Source organism: Parasaccharibacter sp. TMW 2.1884 (assembly GCF_023337695.1).
GTDB classification, from domain to species: domain Bacteria; phylum Pseudomonadota; class Alphaproteobacteria; order Acetobacterales; family Acetobacteraceae; genus Bombella; species Bombella apis.
The window spans coordinates 94,091-117,814 of the sequence record NZ_QORR01000005.1; the positions used below are offsets into that span (position 1 = coordinate 94,091).

At 60.9% G+C, this 23,724-nt stretch carries 17 protein-coding genes; 9 read left to right on the forward strand and 8 right to left on the reverse strand.

Annotation, left to right across the window (positions count from 1 at the left end):
• Position 1 precedes the first annotated feature (1 nt).
• On the reverse strand, positions 2-1,243 hold the full coding sequence (locus DTI93_RS08255; RefSeq protein WP_249080333.1) for a CCA tRNA nucleotidyltransferase: 1,242 nt from the start codon (positions 1,241-1,243) through the stop codon (positions 2-4).
• Entirely contained in the window at positions 1,240-1,788 is a 549-nt protein-coding gene (locus DTI93_RS08260) for a DUF1285 domain-containing protein (protein ID WP_086442113.1), read from the reverse strand. The genes DTI93_RS08255 and DTI93_RS08260 overlap by 4 nt, the downstream gene beginning before the upstream one ends.
• A 233-nt stretch (positions 1,789-2,021) precedes the next feature.
• Between DTI93_RS08260 and DTI93_RS08265 the strand changes: the two genes are divergently transcribed.
• The 5 genes from DTI93_RS08265 to DTI93_RS08285 all read left to right on the forward strand — a co-directional run bounded on the left by DTI93_RS08265 (position 2,022) and on the right by DTI93_RS08285 (position 9,696).
• Complete coding sequence (locus DTI93_RS08265; protein WP_086442043.1) at positions 2,022-3,062, forward strand: MoxR family ATPase; 1,041 nt, start codon at positions 2,022-2,024, stop codon at positions 3,060-3,062.
• A gap of 33 nt (positions 3,063-3,095) precedes the next feature.
• Entirely contained in the window at positions 3,096-4,016 is a 921-nt protein-coding gene (locus DTI93_RS08270) for a DUF58 domain-containing protein (protein ID WP_249080335.1), read from the forward strand.
• On the forward strand, positions 4,013-6,769 hold the full coding sequence (locus DTI93_RS08275) for a DUF4159 domain-containing protein (RefSeq protein WP_249080337.1): 2,757 nt from the start codon (positions 4,013-4,015) through the stop codon (positions 6,767-6,769). The genes DTI93_RS08270 and DTI93_RS08275 overlap by 4 nt, the downstream gene beginning before the upstream one ends.
• Positions 6,766-8,871, forward strand: coding sequence for a glutamine amidotransferase (locus DTI93_RS08280; RefSeq protein WP_249080345.1), 2,106 nt, complete (start codon positions 6,766-6,768; stop codon positions 8,869-8,871). Before DTI93_RS08275 ends, DTI93_RS08280 begins: the two co-directional genes overlap by 4 nt.
• A gap of 123 nt (positions 8,872-8,994) precedes the next feature.
• Positions 8,995-9,696, forward strand: a complete 702-nt coding sequence (locus DTI93_RS08285) for an ankyrin repeat domain-containing protein (RefSeq protein ID WP_249080348.1) — start codon at positions 8,995-8,997, stop codon at positions 9,694-9,696.
• Between the two features lie 97 nt (positions 9,697-9,793).
• Here the strand turns inward: DTI93_RS08285 and DTI93_RS08290 are convergent, their stop codons facing one another.
• The 5 genes from DTI93_RS08290 to DTI93_RS08310 form a co-directional block, all read right to left on the reverse strand.
• Complete coding sequence (locus DTI93_RS08290) at positions 9,794-9,997, reverse strand: hypothetical protein (protein ID WP_043557871.1); 204 nt, start codon at positions 9,995-9,997, stop codon at positions 9,794-9,796.
• A 39-nt stretch (positions 9,998-10,036) separates the two neighbouring features.
• A complete protein-coding gene (locus tag DTI93_RS08295) occupies positions 10,037-11,122 on the reverse strand; it encodes a DNA methyltransferase (protein WP_043557870.1) in 1,086 nt (361 codons plus the stop codon).
• Entirely contained in the window at positions 11,119-11,754 is a 636-nt protein-coding gene (locus DTI93_RS08300; RefSeq protein ID WP_249080350.1) for a ribonuclease HII, read from the reverse strand. The genes DTI93_RS08295 and DTI93_RS08300 overlap by 4 nt, the downstream gene beginning before the upstream one ends.
• A gap of 155 nt (positions 11,755-11,909) precedes the next feature.
• Positions 11,910-12,635, reverse strand: a complete 726-nt coding sequence (locus DTI93_RS08305) for a DUF4339 domain-containing protein (RefSeq protein WP_052348863.1) — start codon at positions 12,633-12,635, stop codon at positions 11,910-11,912.
• 29 nt (positions 12,636-12,664) lie between these two features.
• Entirely contained in the window at positions 12,665-12,976 is a 312-nt protein-coding gene (locus tag DTI93_RS08310) for a CsbD family protein (protein WP_227449673.1), read from the reverse strand.
• A 261-nt stretch (positions 12,977-13,237) separates the two neighbouring features.
• Here DTI93_RS08310 and DTI93_RS08315 point away from each other — a divergent pair, with 261 nt between their 5' ends.
• The 4 genes from DTI93_RS08315 (at position 13,238) to DTI93_RS08330 (ending at position 22,951) form a co-directional block, all read left to right on the forward strand.
• Positions 13,238-14,434, forward strand: coding sequence for an efflux RND transporter periplasmic adaptor subunit (locus tag DTI93_RS08315; RefSeq protein WP_249080351.1), 1,197 nt, complete (start codon positions 13,238-13,240; stop codon positions 14,432-14,434).
• A 55-nt stretch (positions 14,435-14,489) separates the two neighbouring features.
• Positions 14,490-17,678, forward strand: coding sequence for an efflux RND transporter permease subunit (locus tag DTI93_RS08320; protein WP_284438451.1), 3,189 nt, complete (start codon positions 14,490-14,492; stop codon positions 17,676-17,678).
• Positions 17,675-20,932 carry an efflux RND transporter permease subunit gene (locus tag DTI93_RS08325; RefSeq protein WP_249080353.1) on the forward strand — a complete coding sequence of 1,086 codons (3,258 nt, stop codon included), beginning with the start codon at positions 17,675-17,677 and terminating at the stop codon, positions 20,930-20,932. Before DTI93_RS08320 ends, DTI93_RS08325 begins: the two co-directional genes overlap by 4 nt.
• A gap of 498 nt (positions 20,933-21,430) precedes the next feature.
• Positions 21,431-22,951, forward strand: coding sequence for an efflux transporter outer membrane subunit (locus DTI93_RS08330; protein WP_043558323.1), 1,521 nt, complete (start codon positions 21,431-21,433; stop codon positions 22,949-22,951).
• A 342-nt stretch (positions 22,952-23,293) separates the two neighbouring features.
• On the opposite strand, the gene rplQ is transcribed toward DTI93_RS08330, so the two are convergent.
• Positions 23,294-23,710 (reverse strand): 50S ribosomal protein L17, encoded by a 417-nt coding sequence (rplQ, locus tag DTI93_RS08335; protein WP_043557864.1) that lies wholly within the window; start codon positions 23,708-23,710, stop codon positions 23,294-23,296.
• Positions 23,711-23,724: the final 14 nt, after the last annotated feature.

The window sequence follows — 23,724 nt, forward strand, 5'->3', positions numbered from 1 at the left end:
CTCAGGAAGGGGAAAGCTGGTGGCTCACCCAGTCCCGACATGCCCCGGCATCGGGACGGCAGCCCTGTGTGAGCCACCAGTGCTGCGTCTGTTTCAGCCACCGCCCCATTTCCGGCCCCGGTTTCACACCCAGAGCAATCAGGTCCCGCCCCGCCAGAGGAAAAACGGGCTGCTCCACGGTTTCCAGCCGGTGCCGCAGCTCATTCCAGCTCCCATCAGGCCGTCCCAGCTCCTGCGCCTGCACCAGCCAGCTTCGCAGCAGCAGGATGGACCTGTCCTGCTGGAAAAGAACCCGCCGGATGTCGTCATCATCCAGCGTGACCGCCAGTTCCGGCCCGTATCTGGCAAAAGCGGCCAGCATGTCCCGGCTCTCATTGGAGAGTTTCAGATGGGCACCAACATCCGCCATGCCCTGCCCGTCCCCTCCGCCGGGTGGATACAGGACGGCAAGACGATGCAGCGGCTCGGCAGGATCACCACAGGCCAGAAGACGCTCCAGACCAGACAGGGGCGCATGATGCGGCAGCAGCACGGCAAGGGTGCCCGTTTCCTCCATCAGTTCCAGCGTTCGCAGAAGCTGCGGGCCTGACAGGATTTTCAGCAGCTCCATCGCCACACGCTCGACTGAAAGACGGGTCATCGTCTCCCGCAGGCGGATGATGGCCTGACAGGCCTCGCCATCCGGTTCGCCACGGCCATAACGGGCAAAAAAGCGGAAAAACCGCAGGCACCGCAGGGCATCCTCCTCGATGCGCCGTGCCGCCTGCCCGACAAACCGTACCTTCCCGGCCCGGAGATCATCCAGTCCGCCGAAATAATCATGCAGCCGCCCATCCTGATCCAGCGACATGGCGTTGATCGTGAAGTCCCGCCGCTGCGCATCTTCCTCCCAGTCATCCGTCCAGGCGACGACAGCATGGCGGCCATCGGTACTGACATCACGCCGCAAGGTGGTGATTTCATAAGGATGATGGTCAATCACCGCCGTGATGGTTCCATGCTCAAGGCCGGTCGGTATCACCCTGGCACCGACCTCTTCCAGCCGCCGCTGGGCTTCTTCCGGTGGAACCGGGCTGGCCAGGTCAAGATCATGCACGTCGCGACCACAGAGCAGGTCCCGCACGCAGCCTCCCACCAGCCGGGCCTCCGGCAGGGCCTGCCAGATACGGTCCAGCCCGGCGTGACCGGGCACATCGGACAGGGCTGCCAGAAGGGCGGCCGGAGATGGTGTCCTGATGGTCACACGCACAGCTCCTCGAGGTCGTCCACGGTCTCATCCGGCAGGCGGGAAAGCGGGAAGAACATCCCGTGGCTCCAGACTCCCATGCAGGGTTCACCCCCCACGCAGCCCGGAACGGCCAGAGCCGCCAGCTCGAAAAGGACCGCCCGGCTGATGCGGGCCAGAATGGGCTGCCCGCCTGCTCCGGTCCTCATGTGGATGTAGGGCACGGTCGCTCCATCAGCCGGGCGGTCCCAGTCACACAGAAGGGGATGCTCCGCATCCACACAGAAAACCTCATCCAGATTGGTCCGCAGGCACAGTGTCTGCGTCTTTTCCGAACAGCCCCTGAAATCCAGCTCCACCGCCAGAAAGGGAACGTCATCCACCTGTATGACGCCAGCCTCGGTCGGCGTCCGCAGCCAGTAACGTCCCTGGCGGTCCCGGTCGAGGCAGGAGGCGAACAGGCAGAGCATGGCCTTGCGCCGGATGGGCGTCCCCCGGTACAGCCATGTCCCGTCCCGCCGGATATGGAAAGGCAGGTGCAGGACCATCTCGTCCTCGGACATCACGGCCTCATCCGGCCCCTCCAGCGGGGGCACCGGTCTCTCATAAGGCTTGATGCTCATGATCTCCTCCCTTTCCGTCCTTCCATCACGATGGACCTGCATGATGGTGTGCCACTTTCCTGCGACCCTCTCTTTTTAAAAGGGCCTCTTACATGGTAGCTTACCGCCTGCCCCAGAGTTGGGAATGATCCCGGCCTGTTAAAACCCCCCTACCCTCTGTTTCCGAATCTGTAATGACCCAGCATCCTTCTGCCTCCGGCCCGACATCCTCCCCCCAGGACAGGGCGTTCCACCATGATGACACGGTCCGTGCCTTTGATGGGCTGGCCCCCAGGCTGAAAACGCTCGTACAGGAAATTGGCCGAATCGTCCTCGGGCAGGAAACGGTCATCGAGCATGTCCTCACAACCCTGCTGGGGGGGGGGCATGCACTGCTGCTCGGGGCGCCGGGGCTGGGGAAGACGCTGCTGGTCAATACCTGCGCCCATGTTCTGGGGTTGGAAGACAGCCGCATCCAGTTCACGCCAGACCTCATGCCCTCCGACATCACCGGGGCGGAAATCCTGGAGCAGGATGAACAGGGCAGGCGCCATTTCCGCTTCCTGCCCGGCCCCCTCTTCGGGCAGCTGGTGCTGGCGGACGAGATCAACCGCGCCAGCCCCCGCACCCAGTCCGCCCTGCTTCAGGCCATGGCGGAGGGGCACGTCACGCAGGGTGGCAAAACATGGCCCCTGCCCAAGCCATTTCATGTTCTGGCCACCCAGAACCCCATCGAGCAGGAAGGAACCTACCCCCTGCCAGAAGCCCAGCTTGACCGTTTCATGATGCGTATTCCGCTGGATTTTCCGGCACGGGAGGCCGAGCGCCGGATGCTGCTCCAGACCACAGGGGCCACGAAACGGAAGGCTGAACGCATCTTTTCCACCGCAGAGCTTCTGGCCACCCAGAAACTCGTCCGCACGCTGCCGGTCGGGGAAACGGTCGTGGAAGCCATCCTGACCATTGTCCGGGGCCTGCGGCCACAGGATGAAACAGCCAGTGCCGAGGTCCGTCAGTCGCTGGATTACGGCCCCGGCCCCCGTGCTGCCCAGGCCCTGATGATTGCCAGCCGGGCACGGGCCATGCTGCATGGCCGTCTCTCCCCCTCGGTGGAAGATGTCCGTGTGCTGGCCGAGCCTGTTCTGGCTCACCGCCTGGGCATCAGCTTCGCCGCCCAGACGCAGGGTGTGGATGCCCGGCAGCTCATTGCCGCCCAGCTGAAGCGCCTCGGCTAGGCCGTGCTCCCAGGCGGTTCCCAGAGTACGGACATGGCCAGCTCACCCTCCTTCTTCCAGCGGTTTTTTGGCACTCGCAAAGGGCGTGATGCCGCCCCGCAGCCTGTCTCCCTGCCGGAGCTGGTTCTCTCAGCCCGAGGGCTGGCAAAGCAGCTGCGCAATGGCCCTCACGGCAACCGCAGAGCCGGGGACGGACATGAATTCTGGCAGTTCCGTCCCCATCAGCCAACAGAACCAGCCTCCCTGATCGACTGGAAACAGTCTGCCCGCTCGCCGGAACCAAACCTGCTCTGGGTTCGGGAGCGGGAGCAGCATGCCCCCCGGCCACTTTTCATCTGGGTTGACCCCTCTGCCTCCATGCGCTGGCGATCTGCCAACAGCCTGCCCAGCAAACATGACACCGCTCTGGCTGATGCCCTGGCCCTTGGCCAGGCAGCCCTGCTGGGCGGTGAGGATGTGGGCATTCCTGGCTTCCGGTCCCGTTTTTCCGGTCATCAGGCCTTGCCCCGTCTCGCCCATGCTCTCATGCAGCTTCCTCCCCGTGACGATACTGGCAGGGATGCGGTCCTGCCCAGCCTGACAGCTGTTCCCCCTCATGCAGCTCTGCTGCTCGTCAGTGACTTCCTTTGGAAAGAGGCCACCATGCAGCATTGCCTGGCGCCGCTGGCCACCCATCCCGGCCACATCGCCCTGCTGGCCGTGCTGGACCCACAGGAGCATCGCCTGCCCTTCAGCGGGTCTGTCCAGTTTACCAGCTGCGAGGCTGAACCAGACCTGACACTCCCGGCCACGGAGAGCCTGCATGAGGCCTATCAGGCCCGATTGACCGAACATTTCAGCCAGCTTGAAAAGATCGGAAAGGGACAGGCGCCCTTCTTCCGCCTCCATGTCACCGACCATCCTGCCCTGCCTGTCCTGGCGGACTGCCACACCTTCCTGCGGGGGCGGGCATGATCCTTCTCTCCCCTTACCTGCTGCTGTTCCTGCTCCTCCTGCCTGCCCTGTGGTGGCTGGTCCGGGCCATTCCTCCCCACCCCCGGCAACAGCGTTTCCCCTCTCTCATCCTGCTCCGCAGGCTCTCGCCTGTCCGACAGGATGCCGCACGCACGCCGCTCTGGCTCCTGCTCCTGCGCATGGTTGCCTTGGCCCTGCTCGTTCTGGCCTTTGCCCGGCCACTCCATCTCCCCGGACAGGACCAGCAGACCCCGCAGAAACTGGTTCTCATTCTGGATGATGACTGGGCGGCCACCCCACACTGGGATGACCGCAGGAAAAATGCCCTCGCTCTGGGAGAAGCCACACTCCGCTCCGGCGGGCGGGTGACCCTGCTGCTGAACACGCCAGAGGCGGACGGCCACATGCCTCGCCCCTTCCAGCCCGGTGACCGCACTGCCCTGCAACAGTTTCTTGCCGGTCTGTCTCCCCACACATGGCCTGGGGACCGGCAGACCCTCGCCCGCCAGCTTCAGGCGCTCGCCCCGGACCTGCATGGAGCAACGGTCATCGCACTTTCCAATGGCCTGGCACAGCCGGGGGATGAGGCCCTGCGTGCCGCCCTTCAGCCTGCCCGCCGGACCGAAGATGTACGCTGGCCCCGCTGCGACCTCATCCGTCTTTCCATCCGGCAGGAAAGCCAGCTGACGGCACAGGCGGAAACACTCCCCGACTGCCCGGAGCAGACACGCCGCCTGCTGGGCATGACGCTGGAAAAAGACGGACATTTCGCCGTCCAGGCCGATACGCCACTTCCCACCGGAACCTGGCGTACCCTGCCTGACCCGGACCATTTCGATGCCTTCAGCCTGCCATCCGTTTCCGGTCCGGCAGGCATGGTGCTTCTACCCGGCAGGATGGACCAGCACCGGGTTGGCCTTCTGCACATCAATGGTGATGATGCACCGCTGACAGGTAGCAGCTTCTACCTGACCCGTGCCCTGCAGGCTGTCATCCCCTATCAGGAGGGCACTGTGGACAGTCTCCTGCCCCGCCACCCGGACATCATCATCGCCACGGATGGCACACTCTCCGATGCGGGGCTGAGCGACATACTCGGCTGGGTCCGCAAAGGAGGCATCCTGATCCGCTTCGCAGGGCCGGAACTGGCCCGCCAGAGCCAGCAGACCATGAAAGACGATGACGCTGCTCTTCTGCCCGTGCCCCTCCTCTCCGGCATGAGGCAACTGGGGGGCCCCATGTCGTGGGGCAGCCCGCAGAAACTGGCTCCCTTCCCGGCAGACACCCCTTTCGCCGGGCTGACCATCCCCGAAGACGCCACCGTATCCCGTCAGCTTCTGGCCCAGCCCACGGATGACCTGTCCCGGCATGTCTGGGCCACGCTGACCGATGGCACCCCCCTCGTAACTGCCCGGCAGGAAGGCGGCGGCCTGATCGTCTTCTTCCACATCACCCCGACGGCAGACTGGTCCAGCCTGCCACTCTCCGGCCTTTTCCCCCAGATGATGGAACGTCTCATCACCCGTACTCCCATCATGCAGACAAAGACAGGCACCAATCACACCACTTCGGACGCCCTGGCGCCATGGCGGGTCCTGACTCTCGACAAGACCCTCGTACCGCCATCCCCCGCCATCCGCCCGCTGCCCAGCACGACAGAACAGCCTGTCGATGCCCTCCATCAGGCCGGATTCTACGGAGGGGCTGCCCAGCATCACCCACTCAATCTGGCAGACCATCAGCCCCCTATGGCAGATGAAGCCGCTCTCGGTCCGATCAGGGCAGCAGGGCAGGCCACGCCAGAACAGCCCCTCTGGCCACCCCTCATGCTGCTGGCCCTCGGGCTGATCCTGCTGGACCTCTACCTCTCCCTCGGTCGGGCCGGACTGTTCCGCATGGCCCGCAACGCCACTCTTTCCCTGGGAGCCGGGCTGCTCATCGTGACGCAGTTGCAGGCCGCTACGACGGGGCAACCAGCCTCGGCCCCGCAGGCTCCTGTTCCTCCTGCGGCTCTGGCCATCCGTCTGGCCCATATCCAGACCGGTAACGCAGACACGGATGAGGCAGTCCAACAGGGGCTTGAAGGGCTGACGCACTTCCTCAACCAGCGCAGCACCACACATCTGGACAGTCCCGTAGGGGTCGTGCCGGGACAGGATGATCTGGCCTTCTATCCTCTCCTCTACTGGCCTGTCATACCCGGCACCCATCTGGATCCAGCCGGGAAAACAGCGCTTGCCCATTACCTCCAGCACAATGGCATGATCCTGATTGATGAGATGGGCGCAGGCAGCGCCATGGACGGTACGGATGGCCAGGCTACCCGCACCGCCCTCAGACAGGCCATGGAGGGACTGCCCATCCCACCGCTTGCCAGACTGACCGACCAGCACACCCTCTCCCATACCTTCTATCTGCTGCACGATTTTCCCGGTCGCATTGCTGGACAGCCCGTCTATGTCGCCCGGCAGGGAAACAATGATGACAGCGAAACCGTAAGCCCTGTCATCATCGGCAATGCAGACTGGGCCCATGCCTGGGCCATTGACCAGAATGGGGAGCACCCTTTCGCCGTCATTCCTGATGGCGAAAATCAGCGGACACTGGCCTACCGCTTTGGTTTCAACACCATCATCTATGCCCTTACCGGCAACTACAAGAACGACCAGCGCCATTATCCAGAGATGCTGAAACGTCTCAGGAACGGGGATGATGACAGCCCTGATGACGCTGATGAAAGTGAGGCTCCATGACGGACGCCCTGTCTTCCATCATTTGGGCACCATTCCTGCCCCCTTGGCTGCTTGCAGCACTGGCGGGCCTATGCCTGCTCCCTGGTCTCTATGGTGCCCTGCGCGGAAGGCGGGATGTCCTCTGGCGGGTGGGTGCCATCCTGCTGGGGCTGCTCTGGCTGGCCAACCCCCGGCAGATACACCCCCACATGCAGACCCAGCCACAGGATGCCCTCCTCGTGGTGGATGTTTCCCCTTCCATGGACATCGGGCAACGGAAAGCCCTCGTCCAGCAGGCTCGTGCCCAACTGCTGCACCAGGGCCGGGCACTGCATGACCTGACAATCCATGAGCTGGAAGTTTCTGGCGGGCATGGCCAGGGCACACGCCTTTTCGACGCCATGGACCATGCCGCCCTCTCCCTGAACAATCCGGCAGGCATCTTCCTGCTCACGGACGGAATGGATCACGACATTCCCGACCAGCTTCCCCCGTCCCTCAAGGACATGACGGGCCGCATCATTCCCCTGCATCTCCTGCTTTCCGCCAGAGGGGAGGAAACGGACCGGCGGCTGCGGGTTCTCAGTGCCCCCCCTTATGTCATCATCGGCCAGACGGCCCATATCCGTGTTCAGGTCGATGATCTGGGAACGCCTGGCGGGCAGCCTGTCGATATTCTGGACCATGGCCCTGACGGCCAGACGAACATCCTCGCCCATACGAAGAGCGGCCAGCCCGTGGAGCTGGATGTCCCCGTCACCCATGCCGGGCTTACCCTGAAGGAGCTCACGGCCTCCCCCCTGCCGGGTGAAGCTTCCCTGCGGAACAACAGTACCATCATCCAGCTTCAGGGCGTGCGGGACAGGTTGCGTGTCCTGCTTGTTTCCGGTGTACCCAATCAGGGGGCCCGTGTCTGGCGCACCCTGCTGAAGGCCGATCCATCTGTTGATCTGGTCCACTTCACCATTCTGCGATCCCCCGATACGGAAGATGATACCCCCCTCTCCGACCTCGCCCTGATCCCTTTCCCCACGCATGAGCTTTTTGCCCAAAAGATCAACAGCTTCGACCTCATCATTCTGGATGGCTTCCGCAACCAGAACATTCTGCCGGAGAGTTATCTGGAAAATATTGCCCGCTATGTCCGCAAGGGTGGTGGGCTGCTTGTGGTTGGTGGGCCGGAAATGACACAGCCGGGCACGTTGCAGGATACACCTGTCGGCGCCATCCTCCCTGCCCATGTCCCCTCTGAACAGGGTATCATGACACAGCCCTTCTCCCCCAGACGGACCGCCCTCGGGCTGTCCCATCCCGTCACGCAGGCCCTGCCGGAACAGGGCCCCTGGGGCAAAGAATGGGGCCCATGGTACAGGGCACTCCGTACGGACCAGACGCAGGGCCGTACCCTTCTGGCCACACCTTCAGGGGCACCGCTGCTGGTGCTGGACCAGAAGGGACAGGGGCGTGTGGCCATGCTTCTCTCAGACCAGATCTGGCTCTGGTCCCGTGGAGAAAAAGGTGGAGGACCACAGGCCGAACTGCTGCGCCGCCTCTCACACTGGCTGATGAAGGAGCCGGAACTGGAAGAAAACCAGCTGGACGCCCATATCGAGCAGGGGCAGCTGCATGTCAGCCGCACCAGTCTGGCTCCTCTGGCCAATGTTCAGGCTGACATCATCGACCCGGATGGCCATCATGCTGTCCTTCCCCTCTCCCCCGTGCCGGGGCGTGACGGTATCTGGACAGGCAGCCTGCCCCTGCCATCACGGCCTGAGCAGAATGGCCGGATATGGACCGTCCAGCAGGGCGGGCTGAGCACGACCGTGGCCCTGCCTGAAACCAACCCGCTGGAAGACCAGGACCTGCGCAGTACCGCCACAAGGATGGCCTCCCTCGTGAGCCGCTCCGGTGGTGGCCTGTTCTGGCTCGGAACAGGGACCATCCCGGAGATCAGACAGGTCGCCGAAGGCCATCCCCTGCATGGAACAGGCTGGGCAGGGCTGCCCCTGCATCAGTCGGCCCTTGCAGCGGGCGGATCCAGCACGGCTTTTCTGCCAGGATGGCTGGCCCTCATCCCCATTCTTGCCATGATGGGCCTTGGCTGGTGGCGTGAAGGACGGTAAAACGACAGCAGTCCATGCTGTGGTGCCGTCACCCTGTGAAATTGACAGGCCCTGCCACTGCCTGACATGATGCCTGCGGCCTGTCCCCCGTAGCTGGTAGAAAAGAAAGCACTGTTCCCGATCATGCGTCCATTGAGTTCATTCCTGCCCCGTCTCGCTTTCGCCATCGGTCTTTCGGCTGCCTCCGTTGTGGTTCTGCCACACCGGGCCCATGCCCAGTCCGCCGATGAAGCCGAGGCCGAGCAGGAAGCCATGGACGCCCAGAAACAGGCCGAGGCCCGCAAGGATGCACGACGTGCGGCGCCACCTTCGGCCCTGCCCGGCGCAGAGACGGACAGCGGCGACAACAGCCATGCCCGGATGGACATCAACCCGACAGCCGCCCTGTTTGATGCCATCAACCGTGGGTCACTCATCGGCGCCAAAGAGGCCCTCAGCCGTGGTGCTGACATCAATGCCCGCAACGTGCTGGAGCAGACGCCTCTGGACCTCGCCATAGACCTTGGCCGCAATGACATCATGTTCCAGCTGCTTTCCCTGCGGACCTACAATCCCGATGGCAAGCTCATCACCAGCGCCACGCATGATGAGAGCAGCAGCCATATTACCGTCAATGGCCAGGCCAGCCTTGCCGCACGTGCTCCTGAGCCTGTTGTGGAAAATCCGGGCCAGCCCGTCCCCTCGGTCGGCTTTCTGGGCTTCGGGGGGCCGGCAGCCCCTCCGGCACGGACTGGAACAGCCCATGCCCCACAGCGCAGGCCCCACGCTATCGTGCATCGCACATCCCATCCGCAGAAAGCTCCAGCCCCTCGGACTGCGCCCTGAGCCTCTTCCTTTGCTTTCACAAAGCATGACTGATCATGAAAAAAGCCCTTCCCGTGGTCTGACGGAAAGGGCTTTTTTCATGGCAGCTGCCGGATGGTCACGATGAAGCCATTAGCGGCAGAGCGCTATAATAGATGATGGAAATGCCCGCCAGACAGATGAGAAAAATCAGCAGGTCCCAACAGAAACAGACAAAAGCGGACTTCTTCTGCGGGCGCATGATGATGAAATGAAACAGAATGGCAAAAACCAAAGCTATGACGGCAATGACCAGCCCGGTATGTGTCTCCAGAAAATCCATGCGTCGTCCCTTCCCTTCACATCTCTGAAAAGCCGTTTTTCAGGCAGTTCGGCGCAGCAGATGTGTCTCCTGCCGCAATGTATCAATGGACAGGAACTGCCCGTCCCGTTCAAAATACCAGAAGGTCCAGCCATTGCAGGAGGCCGCATTGGTCAGCAGGGCCCCCAGCTTGTGAATGGATCCCCGATGCTGGCCGGATACCAGCGTTCCATCCGGTGAGACACGAGCCTTCAGCCGCTTCTGGCGATCATATACCACCGTACCGGCGGGCAGGCTGCCATTCTCCACGAAAGACCCGAATGGAATGCGGGGCATCTCCCGTTTGGCCGGAGTGATCTCCAGCTGGTCTGCTGGCAGAACTTCCACCCGCTCCAGCCGGGCTTCTGCTGCCTTGATGTAATCCGGATGCCTCTCAATGGCGAGATAACGGCGCCCCAGCTTTTTGGCCACGGCCGGGGTAGTCCCTGTCCCGCAGAACGGGTCCAGCACCACATCATCTTCTACCGTTGCGGCCAGCAGGGTCCGGTGCAACAGACTTTCCGGCTTCTGGGTCGGGTGCAGCTTCAGCCCGTGATCATTCTTCAGCCGTTCATTCCCCGTGCAGAGAGGCAGATACCAGTCCGACCGCATCTGAAGGTCCTCATTGAGTGCCTTCATCGCCTGATAGTTGAAACGGTATTTGCTCTCCGGCCCCCGGGCAGCCCAGATCAGCGTTTCATGGGCATTGGTAAAGCGACGCCCCCGGAAGTTGGGCATGGGGTTCGACTTGCGCCAGATGATGTCATTAAGAATCCAGAACCCCAGGTCCTGCATGATCGCACCAAGACGAAAAATATTGTGATAGGAGCCGATCACCCAGATGGTTCCGTCCTTGTGCAGCAGACGGCGTGCCTCACCCAACCAGGCACGGGTAAATTCATCATAAGCCTCATAGCCCGTGAATTTGTCCCAGTCATCATCCACGCCATCCACCACGCTCTCATCCGGGCGACGAAGCTCTCCCCGCAACTGAAGGTTGTAGGGAGGGTCAGCAAACACGCAGTTCACGCTGGCATCCGGAAGTGTCTTCATCACCTCCACACATTCCCCGCGTAAAATCCTGTTCAGGGGCATATCCGCTTTCATGCTGCGTGAACCTTTGCTGCGATCATCTGTCTCACAGGGGCAAAACTGCGCCTGTGATGGAGGGTTATCCCCTCTTCTTTCAGTCCCGTCAGATGATGTGCCGTGCCATAACCAGCATTCCGGTCCCAACCATAATTACCATGGCGCATAGCGAGACGGGTCATCAGCCTGTCCCGCACGACCTTCGCCAGGATGGAAGCTGCCGCAATGGAGAAACTCCGGCTGTCACCCTTGACGACCGTCTCCACACGGCAAGGCAGGGATGGTGCCCTGTTGCCATCAATCAGGGCAACGGCGGGCCATTCTCCCAACGCCTCGGCCAGACGGACCATGGCCCGCCGCATGGCCAGATGGCAGGCCTGACCAATATTCAGCCGATCAATCTCCGGGACGGATGCCGCACCAAGAGCCGCACAGACCGTATCATCCTCCAGCAGAGCGGCATAAGCCTTCTCCCGGCGGCGGGCCGTCAGCTTTTTTGAGTCATCCAGCAGTCCGGACAGCAGAGGAGATGGTGGCGCACGGAACACAACCGCAGCCGCCACGACCGGCCCAGCCAGAGGGCCACGACCGACCTCGTCCACACCGGCTACAAGCCCGTCATACTGTTCTTCCAGGCTGTAATCCGGCATCGGGTCCTTCTTCCACTCGCCTCACACGGCACATCATCAACGTGAGGCCGATTCTGAATCACTCCGAGTCGAAAGGAAAGACCTTTTTTGAAATAAAATGAGTCAATAGGAAAAATTATGCCCTGCTGGCCGGACAGACAGAAGCCGTCTGGCCGTCAGAGCTCCACATGCCCGTTCTGGTCCGGACTTCCATCAGAAGATGCCCCGGACCCTCCATCACCATGAGACGCCTGACCATCCTGCCGGGGAAGCTCACGAGGGGACGAAGCAACCGGTTTTTCTGCCTGTTTCAGCTTCAGGAGCGGTTCAAAACCCGGTGGCGGATTGGAGAGAAGAATTCCGGCTTCCAGGAAGCCCAGGAAAAGGCAGGCAGCAAACAGCCCCACCCCACGGCGCAGCACTTTCATGCGGCACCAGAAATAACCCGGCAAGAACAGCCACCACCAGAAAGAAGGAGGTTTCACCCCAGCCCGGGCCAAGGTCTGGCGGTCCTTTATCAGCGTCAGAAACAGGATGACGTAAATACAGACACCCGTTACCGGCCGGTCCGGCGTGACCGCCCAATGTGTCCGCTGCCCGACAACGAGAAGAAGAAGGTCAACCAGCCCGGGAACCAGCATCAACCAGGCCCAGACGGACGACACCGCTCCCGCCACTCCTTCGTCCCGTGTGGATGACCGCCCACCCACGGCGACAAACAGCCGCACACCGGCGGAAGGCGACACAAGCCCAGCCTTGCTGGCCGGACGCCACTCATTCCCGAAACCCGGATGCCAGACGAGGGTTTGCGGCCGAATATGACGATGAATGATCAGCCGCACCATCTCGCTCTGCGATACTGGCCCAACCTCCCGACCATCCCGTTCGTAATACCAGTGCATGAACCCTCTCCGGCCTCCTGTTCCCTGCTTCAGCCACGCTTCCTGAAGAAGAGGCGTCCGATCACCAGCCCAACAAGGGAAACGATCCCCAGGGCAACGAAAGGACGCTCCTGAATGAAAGCGGCTACAGCCTCCAGGCGGCTTTCATTGGCATCGTAGAGATCCGCAAATTCATGTTTGGCACGACCACCCAGCTGGTCAATCTTCCCACCGGCCTGCATGGCAGCATCACCAGAGATCGCACCGACCGTGTCCTTCAGCCGACCTTTGGCTTCCTGCACGAAACCCTCGGCCTTCATCGACGTTGTATCAACCATTCCATCGCTCCCAATCAGCGCCATGCATTTCCATGCACCGTTTCACCTGTGGGCCCCAGTGCACTGCATGACGGGGCCACCCCGCAGATATGTAACCCTCATGGATTTTCTTCAAGAGGGGGACAGCCGTCCTCCCCCCTCAGGAGGAAGGTATTTTTGTGACTGCCGAATGTTTAGGTGCAATTCTGGCCAAGCATCTTTAATATGCGCCGGACTTTCTGACATAATGTCGATGATGTGCATGTCATGCACCGTTTCCCCAGCCTACAGGAGTGCCCTGCGACCATGAGCGCCGCCCCAGCTTCAGAAACCCGGCAGCCCGGCAGGGGGAAAAAATGGTGGATCATCGGGGCTGCCCTGGTCGCCATCCTGCTTTTCCTTGTCCTGCGTCCTCATGCCGGTGGTGGGCAGACCACCATGGCCCATGGCGACGTCGCCCAGGCCGTAGCCGTGGAGGCTGCCCACCGGGCCGATGTGCCGGTCATTCTCCAGCTGCTCGGTACGGTTGTCCCCATCACCAACGTCACCATCACACCCCGTGTCAGCGGGCACATACTGGCGGTCTATTATCAGGAAGGGCAGCACGTCCACCGTGGGGATGAGCTGGAACTGATCGACCCCCGCCCCTATGAGGCCACGCTGCACCAGTACATGGGCACCCTGGCCGCCGACCGTGCGCAGCTGGCCAAGGCCCGTGTGGACAATGCCCGCTACCAGAAGCTGATAAAGCAGAACTCCACATCGGCCATGCTGGCACAGGACCAGGCCTTCACCGTCCAGCAGCTTGAAGGGCAGGTCGCTTTTGACGAGGCCAATGTCCGCAATGCCGCACTGAATGTCCTGTACTGTCACATCGTCGCCCCGGTGGATGGCCGGGTGGGTATCCGTGCCCTGGATGCCGGCAACTATGTCACGGTCGGGCAATCCGGCGGGCTGACAACCCTGACCCAGATGCAGCCCATTTCCGTCATCTTCACCCTGCCGCAGAACAGCCTGCCGGATGTGCAGGACCAGCTGAACAGCCATCCCAGCCTGACCGTAGAAGCCTGGAGCAGCGACAACACCCGCCGCCTCGCTACCGGGACGGTCAATGCGCTGGACAGCCAGATTGATACGGCTACGGGGACCGTACGCCTGCGCGGCATCTTCCCCAACGAAACGGAGCGGCTTTTCCCCAATGAGTTCGTCAATGCCCATCTCCTCGTCCAGACACTGAAAGACGCCCTCGTCGTGCCCGGCAATGCCATACAGACAGGCCCTGACGGTGCCTTTGTCTATGCCGTACAGCAGGACATGACCGTGGCCATCCGCCTCGTGAAGACAGGCCATAGCGATGACCACCATACCGTCATTCTTTCCGGTCTCCAGGAAGGAGACCAGGTCGTGACAGATGGCGTCAACCATCTGCGCCCTGGCAGCAGGGTCACCATTGCTGCCGGGCCCGGTTCCTCACCGAACCCTGCCACCACCCAACCGCACTGATGCCTGCAAGGATGCCCACGCCCCTTTCCTGCCCGCCGACCGGAAGCCCGAGCCCGTGAATCCCTCGCGCATCTTCATCGAACGTCCCGTTGCCACCAGCCTGCTCATGCTGGCCATCATGCTGGCCGGTGTGCTGGGGTACCACTTCCTGCCCATCTCGGCCCTGCCGGAAGTGGAATATCCCACCATCACGGTCTCCACCTTCTATCCCGGTGCCAGCCCGGACGTGATGAGCACCTCCATCACCGCCCCGCTGGAAACACAGCTGGGACAGATGGCCGGGCTGGACCAGATGACCTCACAGTCCTCCGGCGGCGCCTCCGTCATCACGTTGCGCTTCGGGCTGAACATGAAGATGGACATTGCCGAGCAGGAAGTGCAGGCCGCCATCAACAATGTCGGCTCCCTGCTGCCCAGCGACCTGCCTGCCCCCCCCATCTATGCCAAGGTCAACCCGGCGGACACGCCTGTCATGACGCTGGGCATCACCTCCCGCATCATGCCGCTGCCGGAGGTGGAGGATTACGTCAACACACGGCTTGTCCAGAAGATCAGCCAGATTTCCGGCGTCGGGCTGGTGACGCTCTCTGGAGGCAACCGCAAGGCCTACCGGGTGCAGATCAATGTTCCAAAGCTGACCTCCTACGGCATTGCACTGGATACGGTCCGGACCATCATCGGCACAGTCAACGTCAACTCTCCGACAGGGACCTTCGATGGTCCCCAGCACGCCACCTCCCTGCGGATTGACGGGCAGATACAGTCTGTCGAACAGCTGATGGACCAGGTCATCGCCTATCAGAACAATGGGCCCATCCGCCTCCGTGATGTCGGGCGCGTGGTGGAGGGCGCAGAAAACAGCCAGCTTGCCGCCTGGGCCAACAGGACACCGGCTCTCATCCTCAACATCCAGCGGCAGCCCGGTGCCAATGTCATTGCCGTGGCGGACAATGTGCTGGCCATCCTCCCCCGCCTGAAACAGGAACTGCCACCGGGCATCGACATCATCCCCCTGACCGACCGCACGACCACCATCCGGGCGTCCGTCAAGGATGTGGGGTTCGAGCTTGTTCTGGCCATGCTGCTCGTCGTGGGGGTCATCTTCGTCTTTCTCTGCAATGTTCCGGCCACCATCATTCCGGGTCTCTCCGTCCCCCTCTCGCTGATCGGCACCCTGTCGGCGATGTACATGCTGGGCTTCTCGCTGGACAATCTGTCCCTCATGTCCCTCACCATCGCCTCCGGTTTTGTGGTGGATGATGCCATCGTGGTCATCGAGAACATTTCCCGCTTCGTGGAGGCTGGGGACGACCGCTACACTGCGGCCCTGAAGGGCGCAAAGGAAATCGGTTTCACCATCATCTCCCTGACCGTCTCCCTGATCGCCGTCCTCATTCCCCTGCTCTTCATGAGTGACGTGGTAGGCCGTCTCTTCCACGAATTCGCCATGACGCTGGCCATCACCATCACCATCTCGGCCCTGGTCTCCATCACGCTCGTGCCCATGATGTGCGCCCGGATGCTGAGCGAGCATGGCCCCACCAGACATGGCCATACCCGCCGTGAAGGTCGTCTGGCCATGTTCGCCCGAAAAACCGGCCAGATGATGGACTGGTGCATCCGCCATTATGACCATGCTCTCGGCATCGTCCTGCGGCACCAGCCCCTGACACTGCTCACCACGCTCGCCAGCCTCATCATGACCGGCCTGCTGGCCTGGTCCATCCCGAAAGGCTTTTTCCCCCCGCAGGATACGGGAGTGATCCAGGGTATTTCCATCATGCCAGCCAACATCTCTTTTGAAGGCATGAAGAAAAAGCAGGCCGAACTGGGAGCGCTCCTCCTCCAGAACCCGGATATTGTCAGCCTCTCCTCCTTCATCGGGATTGACGGCCAGAACATGACACTCAATTCCGGCCGTTTCCTCATCAATCTCAAGCCCAAGGAGATGCGGACCCACTCACTGGCAGAGATACAGGCCGGACTGGAAAAAGCCGCCACAGCCCTGCCGGGAGTTCACCTTTATACCCAACCCGTACAGGACCTCTCACTGGAATCATCCGTTTCGGCCATGCAGTACCAGTTCCTGCTGGAAACACCCGATTATGATGACTTCTCCCTCTGGGTGCCCCGCTTCCTTGATGCGCTGAAACATGAACCCTCTCTGGGAGGGGTCACCTCCGACCTTCAGGCGGATGGTCTGACCGCCATGCTGACGCTGGACCGGACCAACGGTGCCCGCTACTCCATCACCCCGCAGACGGTTGACAACCTGCTCTATGACAGTTTCGGCCAGCGGCAGGTGTCCACAATCTACACGCAGTCCAACCAGTACCGCGTGATTCTGGAGACAGACCCACGCTTCCAGAAACATGAAAGCAGCCTCTCCCAGCTCTATCTGCCCGGCATCTCTTCGGAGGCCGGAGGCAGCACGAGCGGCCCCAGCCGCCAGCCCACATCGGGACTGGTCCCGCTCCTCCAGGTCACGAGCCTTTCCCGCATCGTGTCTCCCCTGCTCATCACCCATTACGGGCAGTTCCCCGCCACGACGATCTCCTTCAATGTCGCACCGCATCATGCGCTGGGGGAGGCCACGACAGCCATTGACCATATCCGCCAGAAGATAGGCCTGCCCGCCACATTCCAGACAGCCTTCCAGGGGACAGCAGCCGCCTTCCGGAATTCCCTGACCAATGAGCTGGGGCTGGTCGTTGCTGCCATCGTGGCCGTTTATATCGTGCTGGGTGTGCTGTATGAGAGCTTCATCCACCCCGTGACGATCCTTTCGACCCTGCCCTCGGCGGCCATCGGTGCCCTGCTCGGGCTGTACGCATTCGGTATGCCGCTGGACATCATGGGCATCATCGGCATCGTGCTGCTCATCGGCATCGTGAAGAAGAACGCCATCATGATGATCGACTTCGCCCTCCAGGCCGAACGTCAGGACGGGCTGGCACCTCCCGAAGCCATACGCCAGGCCGCCCTGCTGCGCTTCCGCCCCATCCTCATGACAACCCTTGCTGCCCTCTTTGGGGCGCTGCCGTTACTTCTCAGTGTCGGGACAGGGGCGGAGCTGCGCCGCCCACTGGGCGTGGCCATCGTCTTCGGGCTGATGCTGTCCCAGCTTCTCACCCTTTTCACCACACCTGTCATCTATCTCTTCATGAACCAGTGCAGCCTGAGGGTGAAGCGCTTCTTCCGGACCTCAGCCGATGACAGCGGCCTGCCTGCCGATACACCGTGAGTCTGATCCGCCTCTTCGTCACCCGGCCTGTCGGCACCATCCTCATGACACTGGCCATGTTCCTTGCAGGCTGCATCGGCTATGTGAACCTGCCTGTCTCCGACCTGCCTGATGTCGATTTTCCGGTTGTCATGGTCATTGCCAACCAGCCGGGCGGGTCTCCCTCCGAAATCGCCAGCACGATTGCCGAACCACTGGAGCGCCACCTTGGTGCCATCGCTGGAATCCGGGAGATCACCTCCCAGTCCACCGTGAACCAGACCCGGATTCTTCTCCAGTTCGATCTCTCCCGGGACATTGACGGGGCTGCCCGGGATGTACAGTCCGCCCTGCGGGCCGCACGGCAGGACCTGCCCACCACCCTGCGCAGCGACCCAAGCTACATGAAGGCCAACGCAAACGGGCCGCCCATCATGGTCCTTTCGTTGACTTCACCCACCCGCACGCCGCAGCAGCTCTATGATTTTGCCAACAATGTCATCATGCCCGGCCTCAGCCAGGTCGAAGGGGTAGGCAATGTGGACATCCATGGCAGTGCGCTGCCTGCTGTCCGGGTGGAAATCAACCCCCTGCGCCTCTTCCGTTACGGCATCGGCTTTGAGGACATCCGGGCCGCCCTGACCTCCGCCAACGCCCATACACCAAAGGGCTTCATAGAGCTTCAGGGGCAGCGCCTCATCCTTGCCACCAACGACCAGGCCACGAAAGCAGGTGCCTACCGGTCTCTCATCATCGCCTACCGCAACGGCCAGCCTGTGCGTCTCTCCGACGTGGCTGATGTCGTGGACAGTGCAGAGGACCTCCGACAGGCCGGTTATGTCAACGGTGAGCCGGACATCATCTGTACCGTCTATCCCCAGAGCGGGGCCAATGTCATCAGAACAACCGATGGACTGAAAGCCCGCCTGCCCCAGCTGCGCACGGCCCTGCCGGGCAATACGAAACTGGACCTCCAGCTGGACAGGTCCATCACCATCCGGGCCTCTCTGGCCGATACGCAGCGCACGCTCATCCTGTCCGTCATTCTGGTCGTGTTCGTGGTGCTGCTCTTCCTGCGGGACGGTATTGCCGTCCTCATCCCGGCCATTACTGTTCCCGCCTCCATCGTCACCACATTCGCCCTGATGGATCTCCTTGGTTATCAGCTCGACATCATGTCGCTCATGGCCCTGACTATCGTGACCGGCTTTGTGGTGGATGATGCCATCGTCGTGCTGGAAAACATCACCCGCCACCGGGAAATGGGCAAGACAGCCCAGCAGGCTGCCATAGAAGGCACCGGAGAAGTCATTTTCACCGTCATTTCCATCACACTGTCGCTGATCGTCGTGTTTGTGCCCATCCTGCTCATGGAAGGGGTATCCGGCCTGTTCTTCCACGAATTTGCCATGACGATCATTCTGGCACTCTGCGTCTCCATGCTGCTCTCCCTCAGCCTGACCCCCATGCTCGGGGCCCTGCTGCTCGCCCCGGGGGACAGATACCGCCCCAGTCTGGTCCGGCGAGGCCTGCGCTGGTGTGGGGCCAGGCTGGATGATGGCTTCCGGATGCTGACAGCAGGCTACATGAGGTCACTCCATGCCATCATGCGCCATCCCGTACCCGTACTGCTCTCCCTGCCTCTCAGCCTGCTGCTGGCAGGCTGGCTCTTCGTCATCCTGCCGAAGGAACTGTTTCCCCAGCAGGATGAAAGCATGCTCATGGGACGGCTGGTAGCTGACCAGGACATTTCCTTCCATGCCTTGCAGGCCCTGACCATCCGGGTGGAAAAGCGGCTGGCAAAGGACCCGGATGTCGTCAGTGTCATTGGGGGGCCGGGCAAGCGTTCCGCCAACTCCGTGAATCTCTTCGTCACGCTGAAGCCAAAAGCCGAACGGAACGATGATATTTCCGCCACGGTCAGCCGGCTGAATCACATATTCCGACACAGGGCCGGTTTTTCCATCAGGTTGCGCCTGCCCAGCATGATCGGCGGGGGGGCACGATCAACAGACGGCGCTTATCAATACAGCCTTCAGGGCGACTCTGCGGAGGAGCTGTATCAATGGACACCCCGGGTCGTGACGGCGCTCTCCCACCTGCCCATGCTCTCGGACGTGACCTCCGACGTGGAGGAAGGTGGCCGTGGCATCACGCTGGCCATCAACCGGGACATGGAGGCCCGCTACAGCATCACACCACAGCTTGTCAGCAACGCCCTGTACGACGCCTTTGGCCAGCGGGCTGCCTCCATCATCTATGAGCCCCTCAACCAGTACCGTGTCATCATGGAAGCTGCGCCCGTTTTCTGGGCCGATCCCGCTTTTCTGGAACAGATGCGTGTCAGTGTTACAGGGGGAACGGCCAACGGGGCCTATGCGTCCAACAACATCCGTGTCCGGGCCAGCAGCCGCCCTGCCACCATGTCGCAGAGCCAGCTTTCCTATCTGAATTCCGTGGCCAATGCTCTGGCCGGTGGCCGATCAGCCTCCAATGGTTCGGCTGTTACCACCAGCAGCGAAACCATGGTCCCCCTGCCATTGCTCGGACCGCTGAAAGCAGTCAATGCGCCGCTTGCTGTCAACCATCAAGGCCAATTTGTCGCCACGACCATCTCCTTCAATCTGGCACCGGGGGCCAGCCTGGGACCCGCCATACAGGCGGTGGAAGGCACCATGGTCCGCCTTCACCTTCCCCACACCATACAGGGGGGATTCACCGGCAACGCCGCCAGTCTGAAAAAATCCGTCAGCCGGGAGCCACTCCTGATCCTCACAGCACTGGTAGCCGTCTATGTCGTGCTGGGCATCCTGTATGAAAGCCTGATCCACCCACTCACGATTCTCTCCACACTGCCTTCTGCCGGTGTGGGGGCTCTGTTGACCGTTGATCTGTTCGGGCAGCCTTTTTCACTTCTGACCCTGATCGGCGTCATTCTGCTCATCGGCATCGTCAAGAAAAATGCCATCATGCTGATCGACTTTGCCACCCATGCCCGCCATCAGGGCAAGACGGCAAAGGAAGCCATTCTCACAGCCAGCCATCTGCGTTTCCGCCCTATCCTCATGACAACGGCAGCCGCTGCCCTCGGAGCCGTTCCACTGCTTGTCGGTGGTGATTATGGCAGTGAAATGCGCCAGCCCCTTGGCCTCGCCATCCTGGGGGGGCTCTGCCTCAGCCAGCTTCTGACACTCTATACGACACCACTTGTCTATCTGTCACTCGACCGGCTGAGCCACAGGGTGCAGCGTTCACTCTTCAGGAAACATACATGACGTAATCTGCCCTCCGTATTGGAAAAACAAAAATCTCCTCCAATACGCCATGACAGATGTGATCGAATCATTCCCTGGAGAGAAAATTGCTTCAGAAAGACTGAAATACCTGATGGTTGTATGCATCGTATCTTATATATTCTTTTTTTGGATCAAACCGATGAAGAAATCATAAATTCAGCCATGCGTGGGGACCGACAGACCTGTGACGGAAGGAATAGGCATTCACATGCAGACCTGTCATCACACCACATTCAGACAGGCTGAGCTTGTTAGAAATTCTACTGCACATCTTTTGCCATCCTGGCTCAGTCATGCAAAACATCACATCCTGCCTTTCTTTCCCCACAAGATACCGCTAGCACCTTACCGGGCTTCCCTCAGCTCGCTGATATTCTTTATTCCAAAAACGTAATAATGCTCATGAACGTGCCTCCATCTGATATAATACCTCCTCACACAACACATTACCTTATCCATCATCACGCCCGGATTTTCATGTCGCTTCCCTTTCGTGCCCTTCGCTCTGCCGTTCTGACAACAGGCCTGCTTGCTACACTGGGGGGCTGCATGGTCGGGCCGGATTATCACCGGCCAAAAGCGATCATCTCCTCACGCTTCAAAGAAGCCCCTCCACCTGAGGGCTGGACAAAAGCCAATCCGGCCATGAGCAACATGCCCAAGGGAAACTGGTGGACCGTTTTCAATGATCCCACGCTGAACGGACTGGAAGAGGAAGTCAGCCGTTCCAACCAGAGCCTGAAGCAGTATGAGGCGCAATACCGCAAAGCACGGGCCATGATCGACTCCGTGCGGGCCAGCCTTTTCCCTACCCTCAACGGCAAATTCGGCTTCAACCGCAATTCCAGCGGGGGCAGGACCATCAGCGGCCTGAATGCCGAACCCCATACCTTCGTCAACACCACCAACACCTGGACCATGGGGCCCAGTGCCAGCTGGACGATTGACGTCTGGGGCATGATCCGGCGGCAGATAGAACAGCAGGTCAGCTCGACACAGTCCAGCGCAGCCCTGCTGGCCAACATGCAGCTCTCCTACCAGCTGGAGTTGGCCACCGATTATATGAACCTGCGTTATCAGGACAGCCTGATTGACCTCTTCACACGCAATGTCGGCCTGTACCAGCATAATCTGGAGATTCTCAGCAACCAGCTGGCCGCCGGTGTCGCCGACCCCACCAGTGTGCTACAGGCCAAATACCAGCTGGAATCAACCCAGGCCAGTCTGGCCAACGCCCATGTGGCCCGTGCCCAATACGAGCATGCCATAGCCGTGCTGATCGGCCGTCCTCCGGCTGACCTGACCATTCCCCATGCACCACTGCCCTTCACGCTGCCACCCATTCCACAGTTCCTCCCCTCCGACCTTTTGCAAAGGCGACCAGACATCGCCCAGGCCGAGCGGGAAATGGAAGGATACAATGCTGAAATCGGGTACGAGATCGGGGCCTTCTATCCGCAGATCACCCTGTCAGCCAGCTATGGCTACAGCGGAAATCCTATCCAGCATCTGATCCAGCTGGCAACACGCACATGGTCGCTCGGTGCAGCCGCCAGCGAGACCCTCTTCAATGGTGGGGCCCGTTCCGCTGCCGTACGGGAAGCCGAAGCCGACTACGACAACGCTGTTGCCAATTACAGACAGGTCGTGCTGAAGGCCCTGCAGGATACGGAGGACCAGCTCTCCAACCTGCATTATCTCGGCGACCAGATGACCTACCAGAATCAGGCTGTAGAGAGCGCACAGCGGGCCGTGGAAGTCTCCATGAACGAGTATCTGGCCGGAACACAGATATACACCACTGTCATCACGGCGCAGCAGACAGCCCTGCAATATGAAGAATCCCGCCTTCAGATACAACAGCAGCGCCTCAACAGTGTCATCCGCCTCATCACCGATATTGGTGGCGGCTGGAGCACAGACCAGCTACCCAGCAAGGATTCCCTCCAGACTGACAATCCCTTCCTGCCCAGCTTCATCCAGAAAGACAAAAACTGACCGCATCAAAAAAGGCGCCCTCTCCTCTGGGGAGAGAGACGCCTTTCCACGAGGACATGATTCTGTCCCGTGCCTTCAGGAAGGCTGCTGCTCCTGACAAGGCTTCTTCTTTCGGCCCAAAAGTATCCCTACGAAAAAAGCAAATCCAGTCCATCCCCAAGGATGGTCCATTACCAGATCCTCAATTACGTCCTGCACCATCCCCAGAATCGGGCTGCTTACGTCTTTCAGATTAGAACTCATGGCATTACCTGCTTTTCTATCGGGTACTCTTACCCCGTGAAAAAAGGCCGATGCCTGATGGCACCGACCTTTCCTTTATTCTCCCATTGGAGAAAAAGCTCAAGCAGCTTCCTGATCTTCTTTCTGAACAGGGCCGCTATCTTTGCCCTTGGCCTCGACATCACGCTCGACCAGCTCAATCACGGCCATGTCGGCATTGTCGCCATAGCGGACGCCAGCCTTCAGCACACGGCTGTAGCCACCTGCACGGCCTGCATAACGCTTGCTCAGCTCAGAGAAGAGCTTGGTGACGATGGCATCATCACGCAGCTGGGCAAAAGCCTGACGGCGTGCATGAAGTGTGCCACGCTTGCCCAGCGTGATCAGCTTCTCGACAACCGGGCGAAGCTCTTTGGCCTTCGGCAGAGTCGTGGAGATCTGCTCATGCTTGATGAGCGCAACAGCCATGTTGCGGAACATCGCAGCGCGATGAGTGGAGGTGACGCCAAGTTTACGTCCGCTCAGATTATGACGCATGTTGTTTCCCTAAT

What these genes read in the sequence shown, in the direction of transcription:
- DTI93_RS08260 (WP_086442113.1), bottom strand. Translation starts at nt 1,788, where the DNA reads ATGTCCGAGGACGAGATGGTCCTGCACCTGCCTTTCCATATCCGGCGG.
- DTI93_RS08265 (WP_086442043.1), top strand. Translation starts at nt 2,022, where the DNA reads ATGACCCAGCATCCTTCTGCCTCCGGCCCGACATCCTCCCCCCAGGAC.
- DTI93_RS08270 (WP_249080335.1), top strand. Translation starts at nt 3,096, where the DNA reads ATGGCCAGCTCACCCTCCTTCTTCCAGCGGTTTTTTGGCACTCGCAAA.
- DTI93_RS08275 (WP_249080337.1), top strand. Translation starts at nt 4,013, where the DNA reads ATGATCCTTCTCTCCCCTTACCTGCTGCTGTTCCTGCTCCTCCTGCCT.
- DTI93_RS08280 (WP_249080345.1), top strand. Translation starts at nt 6,766, where the DNA reads ATGACGGACGCCCTGTCTTCCATCATTTGGGCACCATTCCTGCCCCCT.
- DTI93_RS08285 (WP_249080348.1), top strand. Translation starts at nt 8,995, where the DNA reads ATGCGTCCATTGAGTTCATTCCTGCCCCGTCTCGCTTTCGCCATCGGT.
- DTI93_RS08290 (WP_043557871.1), bottom strand. Translation starts at nt 9,997, where the DNA reads ATGGATTTTCTGGAGACACATACCGGGCTGGTCATTGCCGTCATAGCT.
- DTI93_RS08295 (WP_043557870.1), bottom strand. Translation starts at nt 11,122, where the DNA reads ATGAAAGCGGATATGCCCCTGAACAGGATTTTACGCGGGGAATGTGTG.
- DTI93_RS08300 (WP_249080350.1), bottom strand. Translation starts at nt 11,754, where the DNA reads ATGCCGGATTACAGCCTGGAAGAACAGTATGACGGGCTTGTAGCCGGT.
- DTI93_RS08305 (WP_052348863.1), bottom strand. Translation starts at nt 12,635, where the DNA reads ATGCACTGGTATTACGAACGGGATGGTCGGGAGGTTGGGCCAGTATCG.
- DTI93_RS08310 (WP_227449673.1), bottom strand. Translation starts at nt 12,976, where the DNA reads ATGGCGCTGATTGGGAGCGATGGAATGGTTGATACAACGTCGATGAAG.
- DTI93_RS08315 (WP_249080351.1), top strand. Translation starts at nt 13,238, where the DNA reads ATGAGCGCCGCCCCAGCTTCAGAAACCCGGCAGCCCGGCAGGGGGAAA.
- DTI93_RS08330 (WP_043558323.1), top strand. Translation starts at nt 21,431, where the DNA reads ATGTCGCTTCCCTTTCGTGCCCTTCGCTCTGCCGTTCTGACAACAGGC.
- rplQ (WP_043557864.1), bottom strand. Translation starts at nt 23,710, where the DNA reads ATGCGTCATAATCTGAGCGGACGTAAACTTGGCGTCACCTCCACTCAT.